The 13,839-nt window shown below is 53.7% G+C and carries 12 protein-coding genes; 4 read left to right on the top strand and 8 right to left on the bottom strand.

The genetic code is table 11. The features are described 5' to 3' along the window. Window positions 1-22 precede the first annotated feature (22 nt). Complete coding sequence (gene exoX / locus FD428_RS09290; RefSeq protein ID WP_012132019.1) at window positions 23-685, top strand: exodeoxyribonuclease X; 663 nt, start codon at window positions 23-25, stop codon at window positions 683-685. Here the strand turns inward: exoX and ptrB are convergent. The 4 genes from ptrB to yebG form a co-directional block, all read right to left on the bottom strand. Continuing rightward, on the bottom strand, window positions 667-2,742 hold the full coding sequence (gene ptrB / locus FD428_RS09285; protein WP_058669275.1) for an oligopeptidase B: 2,076 nt from the start codon (window positions 2,740-2,742) through the stop codon (window positions 667-669). The two genes, exoX and ptrB, sit on opposite strands and share 19 nt — an antisense overlap. An 87-nt stretch (window positions 2,743-2,829) precedes the next feature. Next, complete coding sequence (locus FD428_RS09275; RefSeq protein ID WP_058669276.1) at window positions 2,830-3,489, bottom strand: tellurite resistance TerB family protein; 660 nt, start codon at window positions 3,487-3,489, stop codon at window positions 2,830-2,832. A gap of 93 nt (window positions 3,490-3,582) precedes the next feature. Continuing rightward, the gene (gene yebF, locus FD428_RS09270) at window positions 3,583-3,939 is read right to left on the bottom strand and encodes a protein YebF (RefSeq protein WP_047463192.1); all 357 of its coding nucleotides are present in this window, start codon (window positions 3,937-3,939) and stop codon (window positions 3,583-3,585) included. 121 nt (window positions 3,940-4,060) lie between these two features. Then, window positions 4,061-4,351, bottom strand: a complete 291-nt coding sequence (gene yebG / locus FD428_RS09265; protein ID WP_058669278.1) for a DNA damage-inducible protein YebG — start codon at window positions 4,349-4,351, stop codon at window positions 4,061-4,063. A gap of 132 nt (window positions 4,352-4,483) precedes the next feature. Here yebG and purT point away from each other — a divergent pair, with 132 nt between their 5' ends. Next, window positions 4,484-5,662 (top strand): formate-dependent phosphoribosylglycinamide formyltransferase, encoded by a 1,179-nt coding sequence (gene purT / locus FD428_RS09260; protein ID WP_071258714.1) that lies wholly within the window; start codon window positions 4,484-4,486, stop codon window positions 5,660-5,662. Window positions 5,663-5,750: 88 nt separating this feature from the next. On the opposite strand, the gene kdgA is transcribed toward purT, so the two are convergent. The 3 genes from kdgA to zwf form a co-directional block, all read right to left on the bottom strand. Further along, the gene (gene kdgA, locus FD428_RS09255; RefSeq protein ID WP_114847794.1) at window positions 5,751-6,392 is read right to left on the bottom strand and encodes a bifunctional 4-hydroxy-2-oxoglutarate aldolase/2-dehydro-3-deoxy-phosphogluconate aldolase; all 642 of its coding nucleotides are present in this window, start codon (window positions 6,390-6,392) and stop codon (window positions 5,751-5,753) included. Between the two features lie 37 nt (window positions 6,393-6,429). After that, window positions 6,430-8,241 (bottom strand): phosphogluconate dehydratase, encoded by a 1,812-nt coding sequence (edd, locus tag FD428_RS09250; RefSeq protein WP_114847793.1) that lies wholly within the window; start codon window positions 8,239-8,241, stop codon window positions 6,430-6,432. 233 nt (window positions 8,242-8,474) lie between these two features. After that, on the bottom strand, window positions 8,475-9,950 hold the full coding sequence (gene zwf / locus FD428_RS09245; protein WP_012132010.1) for a glucose-6-phosphate dehydrogenase: 1,476 nt from the start codon (window positions 9,948-9,950) through the stop codon (window positions 8,475-8,477). Between the two features lie 357 nt (window positions 9,951-10,307). On the opposite strand from zwf, the gene hexR reads away from it, so the two are divergent. After that, on the top strand, window positions 10,308-11,177 hold the full coding sequence (gene hexR / locus FD428_RS09240) for a DNA-binding transcriptional regulator HexR (protein WP_012132008.1): 870 nt from the start codon (window positions 10,308-10,310) through the stop codon (window positions 11,175-11,177). A 123-nt stretch (window positions 11,178-11,300) separates the two neighbouring features. Further along, window positions 11,301-12,743, top strand: a complete 1,443-nt coding sequence (pyk, locus tag FD428_RS09235) for a pyruvate kinase (protein ID WP_012132007.1) — start codon at window positions 11,301-11,303, stop codon at window positions 12,741-12,743. Between the two features lie 84 nt (window positions 12,744-12,827). On the opposite strand, the gene lpxM is transcribed toward pyk, so the two are convergent. Continuing rightward, on the bottom strand, window positions 12,828-13,799 hold the full coding sequence (gene lpxM, locus FD428_RS09230; RefSeq protein ID WP_047464025.1) for a lauroyl-Kdo(2)-lipid IV(A) myristoyltransferase: 972 nt from the start codon (window positions 13,797-13,799) through the stop codon (window positions 12,828-12,830). Window positions 13,800-13,839: the final 40 nt, after the last annotated feature.

Raw genomic sequence — 13,839 nt, 5'->3', positions numbered from 1 at the left:
TGTTTTCGGTCGGGAGCACCCCATGTTGCGAGTTATAGATACGGAAACCTGCGGACTACAGGGCGGGATTGTTGAGATTGCCTCTGTCGATGTGGTGGCGGGGAGAATTGTCAATCCAATGAGCCATCTGGTTCGTCCTGACCGCCCCATCAGCCCGCAGGCGATGGCGATTCACCGTATCAGTGAATCGATGGTTGCCGATAAACCCTGGATCGAAGATATCATTCCGCTCTATCACGGAAGCGAATGGTATGTCGCGCATAACGCCAGTTTCGACCGGCGTGTGCTGCCAGAGATGCCGGGAGAGTGGATTTGTACCATGAAGCTGTCGCGCCGGTTATGGCCGGGGATCAAATACAGCAACATGGCGCTCTACAAATCCCGTAAGCTAAGCGTGCAAACACCGCCCGGCCTCCATCATCACCGCGCATTGTATGACTGCTATATCACGGCGGCATTGCTGATCGATATTATGAACACGTCAGGCTGGACGGCGGAACAAATGGTCGATATTACCGGACGCCCGGCCCTGTTAACGACATTTACGTTTGGCAAATATCGCGGCAAAGCCGTTTCTGAAGTCGCCGAGCGCGATCCGGGCTATCTGCGCTGGTTATTTAATAACCTTGACAACATGAGCCCGGAGCTGCGTTTAACGCTTAAACACTATCTGAGCGACGCCTGAGCGCCTGCCTGCCCTGGCAACGTGCCCTGAGCGAGACCGATCAGAAAAGCGAATTCCAGCGCCACTCCCTCATACGCTTTAAAACGCCCGGACTTCCCGCCATGCCCGGAATCCATATCCGTACACAGCAACAGCAGGTGGTCATCCGTTTTCAGTTCGCGCAGTTTAGCGACCCATTTGGCGGGTTCCCAGTATTGCACCTGCGAATCATGTAACCCGGTGGTAACCAGAAGATGCGGATAGTCCTGCGCGGTAACGTTGTCGTACGGACTGTAGCTTTTCATATACGCGTAGTATTCCGCATCCTGCGGATTTCCCCACTCTTCGAACTCTCCCGTGGTTAAAGGGATAGACTCATCAAGCATTGTCGTCAGGACGTCAACAAACGGCACCTGCGCGATGACGCCATGAAAAAGTTCAGGACGTTCGTTAATCGCGACGCCCATCAACATGCCGCCCGCGCTGCCGCCCATGCCATAGCAAAATGAAGGCGAGCCGTAGCCCAGTTTCAGCAACGCGTCGCAGGCATCAAGATAGTCATTAAACGTATTTTTCTTTTTCAGAAACTTACCGTCTTCATACCACTGATGACCTAACTCACCGCCGCCGCGAACATGCACGATGGCGTAAACAAACCCGCGATCCAGCAAACTTAACCGACTGCTGCTGAAATCGGCATCCATGCTGGCGCCATAGGAACCGTAGCCGTAGACAAGCAGCGGATTTTGCCCCTTGCGGAAATGTTTTCGATGGTAAACCAGCGAAACCGGAACCTCTACACCATCCCGGGCGACAATCCACAGGTGCTCGCTCTGATAATTCGCAGCGTCAAATCCCGGCACATCCGTTTGTTTGAGCACGCGCCGCTCGCCGGTATCCATATCCAGCTCAAACAAGGTGTCAGGCGTCGTCATCGATGAATAACCATAACGCAAGCGGGACGTTTCCGGTTCAGGGTTATAGGCAAGCCAGGTGACGTAGGCCGGATCGTCGAACGCAATCCCCGTTACTTCACGCGTTTTACGGTTAATCTGCCGCAGGCTGGTCAAACCACGCTGGCGTTCTTCCACCACCAGCCAGTCGGTAAAAAGGGTAAACCCTTCCAGCATGATGCTCTCGCGCGGCGCAATCAGCTCTTCCCAGGCATTTTCATCACGTACCCGGCTGCGATACAGACCAAAGTTTTTTCCGTGGCGATTGGAACGCAGATAAAACTTATGCTGGTAATGATCGAGACTGTATTCATGATCTTTACGCCGTGGTAAAAACGAGAAGGGTTCCGCATCGGCCAGTTCAGCATCCAGCAACAGCACTTCACTGGTGGTCGCACTGGCGAGATGGATCACCACATAATGCTGAGAGGTGGTTTTGTGCAAACTGACGTAAAAAGCGTCGTCCTTTTCTTCATAGACCAGTTGATCCTGCGTGGCCGGCGTACCCACGGTATGACGCCATACCTGGTAAGGCAGCAACGTGGTGCCGTGTTTACGCACGTAGTAAAGCGTCAACGAATCATTCGCCCAGACAAACTCTGGCGCCACGTTATCCAGCAGTTCCGGGTACCAGTTACCGCTTTCAAGATTACGAAAACGCAGCCCATACTGACGACGGGAAAGATAATCTTCCGCCAGCGCCATGATGGTGTTGTCCGGCGTAATGGCCATTCCACCGAGAGTATAAAACTCGCTGTGGGCCGCTCGCTGATTCGCATCCAGCAATAAATCCCACGCATCCGACTCTTCACTTCGCGCCGGCTGGCGTTGGTAAATAGCATATTCACACCCTGGCTCATAAATTTGCCGGTAGCGATAACCATTTTTGACGTAAGGTGCGGAAACATCTCTGGGCGGAATGCGATCGATAATCTCTTTCAGCACGCGATCCTGTAACGCCTGCTGTGACGCCATGACCTGATGTCCATAGGCGTTTTCCTGATGCAGATAGTCAAGGACATCAGGCTGCGAGCGGGAGTCGTCTCGCAGCCAATAATAGTTATCGACACGGGTGTCGCCATGCAGCGTCATGGTGTGCGGAATACGGGTGGCTTTTGGTAGCATGTCTTTGTTCTTTTGTCTTTAAACACCCTATAAGGGTGGCAAAAGTCACGCACGATGCAAGCGAAACATGCTATGCAGGGGATTACGTTAGCCTGGCAGAGCCTGTTTTTGCTGTTGCAGATCCTGCTCGATGCCGTCCCGCACATCCTGAGGAATTTTCAGCGCATCGCCCAACGCATTCAGATAACTGCGCTCCATAAAATGGTCGATATCAATGGCGGCACAGCTCAGGAAGTAAATTTCCAGCGCCTCTTCCTCATTACGGATGCCTTGCGCCAGACGCTGCGGATCGAGCGGCTGTTCAATCGCCTGTTCGATAAGCACACGTCCCTGCTCCTCCACCCCGGCTTCACGCAACTGGCGTTCGATGGCTGCACGCTCCTGGCTATCGATATGCCCGTCGCTTTTCGCCGCAAACACCAGGGCGAGGATCAACCGCTCGGTTCGTTGGTCCAGCGGCGTACTCTGCGCGCCGAATTGCGGCTCATCCTGATGCGCAGCACGTACCCTCTCTTTGTATTTGTTCCATAAGACGGTGCCTGCCACCGCGCCGCCGCCAACCAACAGGGCGCTGGTGCCATATTTAGTCAGTAACTTACGGGAAGATTTATTGGCGACCAGTAAACCGGCCAGACCGCCTAACGCGCCGGGAACCAGCAGTTTACTCAGCCCTTGTTCGCCTGAAGAAGATGCAGAGGCTCCGTTTTGCCCGAGAAGAGATTGTAATTGGTTTAGCCAGTTAGCCATTTTACCCCTCAAATACAAACGATGAATCGTCAAAGCGTACTTGAGGGGATGTCAGGAAGTGTCTAATTCAGCAAAAGATGCGCAAATTTGCCATTAGCGGGGCTGGTATTCCGCGGTTCCGGCTTTGCAATCAACCTTTACCAGATAATGAAGATCGGCACTTTTCCCGCGAACAGTCAGAGGAACCGTCCAGTTACCCTCTTTGCCGGTAATATCCTGAGTGTTGACCCACACTACCGGATTCGCCTGTCCGACCTTTTTTTGGTCATCAGCCCAACGTACGATACGGTTTTGCTGATAATCGCGCTTCACGCTGGCGGCGATCCCATCAGCGTTCAGCCCTTCACAGGTCGGGAATTTCACCGATTTGCTGGCCGTATCGGCAGCGAAGACCGATACGCTGGCGGACAACAACAGCAGGCTCAACAGCGCTCCTCTTTTTTTATTCATACTTTTTCTCCTTATATCTCCTTCGTCTTTCAGGCTGCATGTTTGCAACGCGAAATCCACGGGCATAGCACAATGATTCAGGAAAAAGCATGGTACAAAACGTCGGGAGCGCAAGTCAGACTCAGGCCGCTTGCGTGTCATCCTCCGCCGTCGCATCGCTTTTAACCACCTGCGGCGACGGCAATTTGCCGGTTTTCAGGATCGTGCTCAATACGTCTTTTTGTTCAGCCAGCCACAGAGAAAGCGCTTCGCGCTGTTCGTCTTCCATCGCTACCGGAGACTGCTCAAGCCATGTGTCGAGCAGGTCTGCCGTATCAAGCATTTTGTCATACGCATCGGCGTCCTTTTTGCTGGTAAACGACATTTTTTCCTCACCTTCCCGAATGACCACGTATTTAACTTCAACCGCCATTTTTGCAGCCTCTCAATTACCTGTAATTATGTACAGTATATTACTTTTCAGTAATGAAATCAACCTGGCAATAAAGACAGACGCAAACGTTTTCGTATATACTGCGCCCAGTTAAATCAGGGGATATATTTTATGACGTTATTAGGCACCGCGCTGCGTCCGGCGGCTACGCGCGTAATGTTATTGGGTTCAGGCGAACTGGGAAAAGAAGTGGCGATCGAATGCCAACGTCTGGGTGTGGAAGTTATCGCGGTGGATCGTTACCCGGATGCGCCTGCGATGCACGTCGCCCACCGTTCACACGTCATCAATATGCTGGATGGCGAAGCGCTGCGCCGCGTGGTTGAACGCGAAAAGCCGCATTTTATTGTGCCGGAAATTGAAGCTATCGCGACGGACATGCTGGTAGAACTGGAGCAGGAAGGACTGAATGTGGTGCCTTGCGCCCGGGCGACGCAACTGACGATGAACCGTGAAGGCATCCGTCGTCTGGCGGCAGAAGAACTGGCGTTGCCGACCTCTTCTTTCCGATTTGCCGACAGCGAAGAACGCTTTCGCGAGGCGGTGGCGGAGATCGGTTTTCCCTGCATTGTGAAGCCAGTGATGAGTTCTTCCGGTAAAGGACAGAGTTTCATCCGCAGCGCCGACCAACTGTCGCAGGCATGGGAATATGCCCAACAGGGCGGCCGCGCTGGCGCAGGGCGCGTGATTGTCGAAGGCGTGGTTAAATTCGATTTTGAAATCACTCTGCTGACCGTCAGCGCCATAGACGGCGTCCATTTTTGTGCCCCTGTCGGCCATCGTCAGGAAGACGGCGATTATCGTGAATCCTGGCAACCGCAGCAGATGAGCGATCTGGCGCTGGCGCGCGCGCAGGAGATCGCCCGCAAGGTTGTTCTGGCGTTAGGCGGCTATGGGTTATTTGGCGTCGAGCTTTTTGTCTGCGGCGATGAAGTGGTTTTTAGCGAAGTCTCCCCGCGACCGCATGATACCGGCATGGTGACGTTGATTTCGCAAGATCTGTCAGAGTTTGCCCTGCACGTTCGCGCTTTCCTCGGCCTGCCCGTGGGCGAAATTCGTCAGTATGGCCCTGCCGCGTCCGCCGTTATTTTACCGACGCTCACCAGCCAGAATGTAACGTTTGATAATGTACAAGCGGCCGTCGGAGCGGGTTTACAGGTGCGGTTCTTCGGCAAGCCGGACATCGACGGAACTCGTCGGTTAGGCGTCGCGCTGGCGACAGCGGAACGCGTCGAAGAGGCCGTTGAGCGTGCAAAATACGCGGCGGCACAGGTGAAAGTCGCGGGGTAAAAAAATGCCGGATGGCGCTGCGCTTATCCGGCCTACAACCCTATAAAACGTAGGCCCGGTAAGCGTCAGCGCCAGCGGGCATTTGAGCTTAGTGTTTCGCGCCTTCTACCGCTTCGCGAGCCAGTTTCGTGATGCGATCGTAGTCCCCCGCTTCCAGCGCGTCAGCCGGAACCAGCCAGGAACCCCCGATACACAGAACGCTTTTCAGCGCCAGGTAGTCACGGTAGTTCGCCGGAGAGATACCGCCAGTCGGGCAAAAGCGTACCTGAGAGAACGGACCTGCGATCGCCTGCAACGCTTTGGTGCCGCCGTTAGCTTCCGCCGGGAAGAATTTGAACTCTTTCAGGCCGTAGTCCATACCCAGCATCAGTTCGGAAACAGTGCTGATACCTGGAATCAGCGGAATGGTGCCTTCGGTCGCCGCTTTCAGCAGAGGCTCCGTCAGGCCCGGGCTGATAGCAAACTGCGCGCCCGCTTCCGTCACTTCCGCCAGCTGTTGCGCGTTCAGAACCGTACCCGCACCGATGATCGCTTCCGGCACTTCTTTCGCGATAGCACGGATGGCATCCATCGCACACGCGGTACGTAAAGTCACTTCCAGAACGCGCACACCGCCTGCAACCAGCGCTTTTGCCATCGGCACCGCGTGTTCCAGTTTGTTCACCACGATCACCGGTACAACCGGGCCTGTGGTCAGGATTGCTTCTGCACTTGTTTTCCAGTTTTTCATCAGAGTTTTCTCTCGCCTGAGTACAAAATTTGTCGTCTTAAAACGTCATACAGGTTGCGCCCTGCTCGGCGCCGGACAGTTTTTCACGCAACGCGCTGAACATCTCACGGCCTGTACCGATGCGCGATGCGCTCAGGTCAGGAATGTGAGGCTGGCGAGCGGCAAGTTCCGCATCATCAACCAGCAGCATCAGTTCGCCTGTCTGTCCATTCACACGAATAATGTCGCCATCGCGTACTTTCGCCAGTAGCCCGCCATCATAGGCTTCCGGGGTTACATGGATTGCTGAAGGCACTTTACCTGAAGCACCGGAAAGCCGTCCATCGGTAACTAACGCAATTTTGAAACAACGGTCCAATAATACACCAAGTGGCGGCATGAGTTTATGTAATTCTGGCATTCCGTTCGCTTTTGGTCCCTGATGGCGCACAACCACCACGCAATCGCGGTCAAGCAGACCCGCTTCAAAAGCCGGTAAAACATCATGCTGACTTTCAAAAACAACCGCTGGCGCTTCAATAATTTGATTTTCAACCGGCACCGCAGACGTTTTCATGACCGCGCGGCCAAGGTTGCCGCTCAGCACTTTCGTTCCGCCGTGGTGGGAGAACGGCTTATCAAAGGTGGCAATCACATTGCTGTCCAGGGATTTCGCCACCCCTTCGCGCCAGTCCAGCTCGCCGTTGTTCAGCCACGGTTCGAAGGTATAGCGAGACAGACCAAAACCCGCCACGGTATTCACATCTTCATGCAACAGTCCCGCATTCAGCAGTTCACGCATCAGTGCCGGTACGCCGCCTGCCGCCTGGAAGTGGTTAATATCTGCCGGGCCATTCGGATACAGACGCGCCATCAACGGTACGATTTCCGACAGATCGGAGAAATCATCCCAGTTAATCAGGATGCCTGCCGCCCGCGCCATCGCAACGAGGTGCATGGTGTGGTTGGTTGAACCGCCGGTTGCCAGCAGCGCCACAATGCCGTTCACGACCACTTTTTCATCAATCATCTTACCGATCGGCATCCATTCGTTGCCGTTACCGGTCAGGCGCGTCACCTGGCGCGCGGCGGCAGCGGTCAGCGCTTCACGCAACGGCGCGTCCGGGTGAACAAAGGATGAGCCGGGCAACTGCATCCCCATGAACTCCACCACCATCTGGTTGGTGTTGGCGGTGCCGTAAAACGTACAGGTGCCTGGCGCGTGGTAAGAGGCCGCCTCAGATTCCAGCAGCGCCATGCGATCGACCTTCCCTTCCGCATATAACTGGCGGATACGCACTTTTTCTTTATTAGGCAGACCGCTTGCCATCGGGCCGGAAGGCACGAAAACAGACGGCAGGTGGCCAAATGACAGCGCCGCCATCGCCAGACCGGGGACGATTTTGTCACACACGCCAAGGAACAGCGCGCCATCAAACATATTGTGAGACAGCCCCACCGCCGCCGACATTGCGATCACTTCGCGGCTCAGCAGAGAAAGCTCCATACCGTCCTGCCCCTGCGTCACGCCATCACACATCGCAGGAACGCCGCCGGCGACCTGGCCTACCGCATTCGCAGAATGCAGCGCTTTGCGGATGATCTCGGGATAGTGCTCATACGGCTGATGAGCGGAAAGCATGTCGTTGTAAGAGGTGATGATCCCGATATTGTTACGCAACATGCTCTTCAGTGACGCTTTATCGTCAGGCTGGCAGGCGGCAAAGCCGTGCGCCAGGTTACCGCATGCCAGCTGCGAGCGATGAACAGTGGATGTTCTCGCTTGTTCAATACGGGCGAGGTAGGCAGAACGTGTCTCACGCGAGCGTTCGACAATGCGTTTTGTTACGCGTAACAAATCTGGATTCATAGAGGCTCCTGAAATTTATTTGTCTGTGCCGCCGATTAACAAAGGGTTTCAGTAAGGTTAAATATTGCTGAATCGCTTGTTATATGGCGCACTGGGGCAAAATCACTTCCGGCAGTGTAATAAAAAAAGCCCCGCGGGTGAATCCACGCGAGGCTTAAAAGTGCAAAAATTGTTCTACAATCTGTGTTAGATCATGTTACCGGTAAAATAACACCTATGGGCTAGATGGAATTTTACTCAAACTCATTCCAGGAACGGCCATCACGGGTGATCATCGCCACCGAAGCGACCGGCCCCCAGGTCCCCGCCTGATACGGTTTTGGCGCATCATTATCCATTTCCCAGGCTTCAGTGATGGAGTCCACCCACTTCCAGGCCTCTTCAACTTCATCACGACGCACGAACAGCGCCTGAATACCGCGCATGGTTTCCAGCAACAGACGCTCGTAAGCATCCGCCAGATGCGTTTGATTGAAGGTTTCGGAGTAGCTCAAATCCAGCTTGGTGATCTGCAAATTGTGCTTGTGATCCAGACCCGGCACTTTGTTAAGCACCTGGATGTCCACACCTTCATCAGGTTGCAGACGGATGGTCAGCTTGTTCTGCGGCAGATCCTGCCAGGACTCTTTGAACAGGTTCAGCTCAGGCGTCTTGAAGTAGACGACAACCTCAGAGCATTTGGTCGGCAGACGTTTACCGGTGCGCAGGTAGAACGGTACGCCCGCCCAGCGCCAGTTGTCGATGTCCACGCGAATCGCCACAAAGGTCTCGGTGTTGCTGCTCTTGTTCGCACCTTCTTCTTCGAGGTAGCCCGGTACTTTTTTGCCCTGAGCAAAACCGGTGGTGTATTGCCCGCGAACCGTTTTCTCGCGCACGTTCGAGCGATCGATGCGGCGCAGCGACTTCAGCACTTTCACTTTCTCATCGCGAATGCTGTCGGCCGTCAGATCGGACGGCGGCGACATCGCAATCATGCACAGAATTTGCAGCAGGTGGTTCTGGATCATGTCGCGCATCTGGCCCGCCTGGTCGAAGTAGCCCCAGCGACCTTCAATGCCCACCTCTTCCGCAACGGTAATTTCCACATGATCAATCGTGCGGTTGTCCCAGTTATTCACGAACAGCGAGTTGGCAAAACGCAGCGCCAGCAGGTTAAGAACGGTCTCTTTGCCCAGATAGTGGTCGATACGGTAAACCTGACACTCTTCAAAGTACTCGCCTACCTGATCGTTGATTTCACGCGAGGTCGCCAGCGAGGTACCCAGCGGTTTTTCCATTACCACGCGAGCCGGTTTAGCGTTCAGCTTCGCTTCACCCAGACCTTTACAGATGGCGCCAAAGGTGCTCGGCGGCATCGCAAAATAGTTAATGGTGGTGCGCGATTTTTGATCCAGCATGGCTCCCAGGCGACCGAACGCCTCAGTGTCGTTAACGTCCAGATTGCAAAAATCCAGACGGCCGCTCAGGGTATCCCACAAGCCTTCATCAATCTTTTCTTTCATGAAGGTTTCGAGCGCTTCGCGAACCACTTTGGTATAGGCATCTTTGTCCCAGTCCGCGCGACCCACCCCGATAATACGGGTATCCGGGTTAATCTGACCGGCTTTCTCCAGTTGATACAGGGAAGGCAGCAATTTTCGGCGCGCCAGGTCGCCTTTCGCGCCGAAAATGACCAGGTCACATGCCTGGGCTGTTTGCGTTACCGCCATGTCATTCTCCTCAGTTAAATATCCCGGTGCTTTTGCCAGGGTATAGTTGTAATTTTATTACAATGCACTGTACTGCTTTTACGTGAATCCCGAAACTGTAAACGCTTATCCACCCGTGCGATTCGGGCGATCTTCGGTTTTCCCGCGGTTAATAGCCGTAAAACAGATAAAAAAATTGTCGTTTTCGTACATGTGACAGACAGCTAAAATCAGACACCGATCATGTAATGAAAAAAAACAACAACTATTCTATCCATTTTGCCCCCTTCCCGGATGCTCAGGGGTAATATCTAACAAAATCGCATCTCGATTTCTCACATCATTGAAATCGTTATTAACTGTGAGCTTTTCTACATCATGAATATGCTAGAAAAAATCCAGTCTCAACTGGAACATTTGAGCAAGTCAGAACGTAAAGTAGCCGATGTTATCGTTGCCTCCCCCGACCGCGCGATTCATTCAAGTATTGCTACGCTGGCCCAGGAAGCGAACGTCAGTGAGCCTACCGTGAACCGTTTTTGCCGCAGCATGGATACGCGCGGCTTCCCTGATTTTAAACTGCATCTGGCACAAAGTCTGGCGAATGGTACCCCTTATGTTAATCGCAATGTGGATGAAGATGACAGCGTTGAGTCCTATACGGGGAAAATCTTCGAGTCTGCGATGGCCAGTCTGGACCACGTTCGCCAGTCGCTGGATAAATCTGCGATAAACCGTGCCGTCGATTTGCTCACCCAGGCGAAGAAAATCGCCTTTTTTGGTCTGGGTTCCTCTGCGGCCGTGGCGCACGACGCCATGAACAAGTTTTTTCGCTTCAACGTGCCGGTGATCTACTCCGACGACATTGTCCTGCAACGTATGAGTTGTATGAATTGTAGCGATGATGACGTGGTCGTGCTTATTTCCCACACCGGCCGAACCAAAAGTCTGGTGGAACTGGCGCAGCTGGCGCGCGAAAACGATGCGATGGTGATTGCGCTAACCTCTGCCGGAACGCCGCTGGCACGAGAAGCAACGCTGGCAATTACCCTTGATGTGCCGGAAGATACTGACATTTATATGCCCATGATCTCTCGACTTGCTCAACTGACCGTGATAGATGTGCTGGCAACAGGATTTACTTTGCGTCGTGGGGCAAAATTCAGAGATAACTTGAAGCGTGTCAAGGAAGCGCTCAAGGAATCGCGTTTTGATAAAGAATTACTCATCAAGAGTAATGACAGCTAAAAGCAATAACAATGTTCTATCCTTTTCGTCATTCGGATACGTTCATTTTTAACCGTTAAGGTCTCAGAACGACCGGATCAATGTTCACGCAACACCAAGTTGTTTCAGTCAACGGAGTATTACATGTCCAGAAGGCTTCGCAGAACCAAAATCGTTACCACGTTAGGCCCGGCAACTGACCGCGATAACAACCTTGAAAAGATTATCGCTGCTGGCGCGAACGTCGTACGTATGAACTTCTCTCACGGCACGCCGGAAGATCACAAAGTGCGCGCGGATAAAGTTCGTGAGATTGCCGCCAAACTGGGGCGTCATGTGGCGATTCTGGGTGACCTCCAGGGGCCAAAAATTCGTGTATCCACCTTTAAAGAAGGCAAAGTTTTCCTCAATATCGGCGATAAATTCCTTCTTGATGCCAACCTGGGCAAAGGCGAAGGCGACAAAGATAAAGTCGGTATTGATTATAAAGGCCTGCCTGCTGACGTCGTGCCTGGCGACATCCTGCTGCTTGATGATGGTCGCGTACAGCTAAAAGTGCTGGAAGTTCAGGGCATGAAAGTCTTCACCGAAGTGACCGTCGGCGGCCCGCTCTCTAACAATAAAGGGATCAACAAGCTGGGCGGCGGTCTCTCCGCCGAAGCGCTGACCGAGAAAGATAAAGCGGATATCGTTACCGCAGCGCAGATCGGTGTGGATTATCTGGCTGTCTCCTTCCCGCGCTGCGGCGAAGATCTGAATTATGCACGTCGCCTGGCGCGCGATGCAGGTTGCGACGCCAAAATCGTCGCGAAAGTAGAACGCGCGGAAGCCGTCTGCGACCAGAACGCAATGGACGACATTATTCTTGCATCAGACGTGGTGATGGTTGCGCGTGGCGACCTCGGCGTTGAGATTGGCGATCCTGAACTGGTCGGGATTCAAAAAGCGCTGATTCGCCGCGCTCGTCAGTTGAATCGTGCGGTGATTACCGCCACGCAGATGATGGAATCGATGATCACCAACCCAATGCCGACCCGCGCGGAAGTGATGGACGTGGCGAACGCCGTGCTGGACGGCACCGACGCCGTCATGCTGTCGGCAGAAACGGCGGCAGGACAATACCCGGCAGAAACCGTTGCGGCAATGGCGCGCGTTTGCCTGGGCGCAGAAAAGATCCCGAGCATCAATGTCTCTAAACACCGTCTGGATGTCCAGTTCGACAACGTTGAAGAAGCGATCGCAATGTCCGCCATGTATGCAGCGAACCACCTGAAAGGGGTAACGGCGATTATCTCCATGACCGAATCCGGTCGTACGGCGCTGATGACTTCGCGTATCAGTTCCGGCCTGCCGATTTTCGCCATGTCCCGCCATGAACGCACGCTGAACCTGACCTCTCTTTACCGTGGCGTTACGCCGGTTCACTTTGACAGCGCGGCGGACGGCGTTGTTGCGGCAAGCGAAGCAGTTAACCTGCTGCGCGATAAAGGCTATCTGGTTTCGGGCGATCTGGTTATCGTGACCCAGGGCGACGTGATGAGCACCATCGGCTCCACCAATACCACGCGTATCCTGACCGTCGAGTAATCGTTGGTGATGAGCCTGATGGCGCTTCGCTTATCAGGCTTACAGGCCGGGTAACAAAAAAGCCTCTCTGACGAGAGGCTTTTTTTATTTGATGGGATACCACTCTTTGCGCTTATACGGCTGAATTTCACCCGGTTTGCGGGTTTTGAGCAGTTTCAGAATCCAGGTATATTGCTCAGGATGCGGTCTGACAAAAATCTCCACCTCTTCATTCATCCGTCTGGCGATAGTGTGGTCATCCGCAGTCAGAAGATCGTCCATCGGCGGTCGCACCAGAATGGTCAGACGGTGCGTTTTACCATCATAAACCGGGAAAAGCGGCACCACGCGAGCACGACACACCTTCATTAACCGGCCAATGGCTGGCAGCGTCGCTTTGTAGGTTGCGAAGAAATCAACGAACTCACTGTGTTCCGGGCCATGATCCTGATCCGGCAGATAGTATCCCCAGTAGCCCTGACGGACAGACTGGATAAACGGCTTGATGCCATCATTGCGCGCATGCAGACGACCACCAAAACGACGACGGACCGTGTTCCAGACATAGTCAAATACCGGGTTGCCCTGGTTATGGAACATCGCCGCCATTTTCTGCCCCTGGGACGCCATCAGCATCGCGGGAATATCCACGCCCCACCCGTGCGGCACCAGAAAGATCACCTTTTCATTATTCCGCCGCAGCTCATCAATGATCTCCAGCCCCTGCCAGTCGATGCGCTTTTGCAGTTTTTCAGGCCCACGAATCGCCAGTTCGGCCATCATGGTCATCGCCTGTGGCGCGGTCGCAAACATTCTGTCGACGATAGCTTCACGCTCTGCTTCGCTGTACTCAGGAAAACACAGAGATAAGTTGATCAGCGCGCGACGCCGGGCGCTTTTCCCCAGACGTCCGGCAAAACGTCCCAGCTTCGCCAGTAAAGGATCGCGAAACGACGCGGGCGTTAATGCAATACCCGCCATTGCAGCCACGCCCAGCCAGGCACCCCAATAGCGTGGATGACGAAAAGATTTCTCAAACTCAGGGATGTACTCAACGTTATTTTTTTTCGTTTCCATGCTTTTCCAGTGTTTGATGCCACGAAAAGTAAATCTGTTG

This window comes from Citrobacter sp. TBCP-5362 (assembly GCF_005406305.1).
In the GTDB taxonomy this organism is placed as follows: Bacteria; Pseudomonadota; Gammaproteobacteria; order Enterobacterales; family Enterobacteriaceae; genus Citrobacter_B; species Citrobacter_B koseri.
This window is presented reverse-complemented; position numbering and strand designations above follow the sequence as displayed.

Excerpts from the sequence above, each read along its gene's own strand:
- purT (WP_071258714.1), top strand. The coding sequence starts at position 4,484 with ATGACGTTATTAGGCACCGCGCTGCGTCCGGCGGCTACGCGCGTAATG.
- yebF (WP_047463192.1), bottom strand. The coding sequence starts at position 3,939 with ATGAATAAAAAAAGAGGAGCGCTGTTGAGCCTGCTGTTGTTGTCCGCC.
- yebG (WP_058669278.1), bottom strand. The coding sequence starts at position 4,351 with ATGGCGGTTGAAGTTAAATACGTGGTCATTCGGGAAGGTGAGGAAAAA.
- ptrB (WP_058669275.1), bottom strand. The coding sequence starts at position 2,742 with ATGCTACCAAAAGCCACCCGTATTCCGCACACCATGACGCTGCATGGC.
- zwf (WP_012132010.1), bottom strand. The coding sequence starts at position 9,950 with ATGGCGGTAACGCAAACAGCCCAGGCATGTGACCTGGTCATTTTCGGC.
- exoX (WP_012132019.1), top strand. The coding sequence starts at position 23 with ATGTTGCGAGTTATAGATACGGAAACCTGCGGACTACAGGGCGGGATT.
- pyk (WP_012132007.1), top strand. The coding sequence starts at position 11,301 with ATGTCCAGAAGGCTTCGCAGAACCAAAATCGTTACCACGTTAGGCCCG.
- hexR (WP_012132008.1), top strand. The coding sequence starts at position 10,308 with ATGAATATGCTAGAAAAAATCCAGTCTCAACTGGAACATTTGAGCAAG.
- kdgA (WP_114847794.1), bottom strand. The coding sequence starts at position 6,392 with ATGAAAAACTGGAAAACAAGTGCAGAAGCAATCCTGACCACAGGCCCG.
- edd (WP_114847793.1), bottom strand. The coding sequence starts at position 8,241 with ATGAATCCAGATTTGTTACGCGTAACAAAACGCATTGTCGAACGCTCG.
- lpxM (WP_047464025.1), bottom strand. The coding sequence starts at position 13,799 with ATGGAAACGAAAAAAAATAACGTTGAGTACATCCCTGAGTTTGAGAAA.
- FD428_RS09275 (WP_058669276.1), bottom strand. The coding sequence starts at position 3,489 with ATGGCTAACTGGCTAAACCAATTACAATCTCTTCTCGGGCAAAACGGA.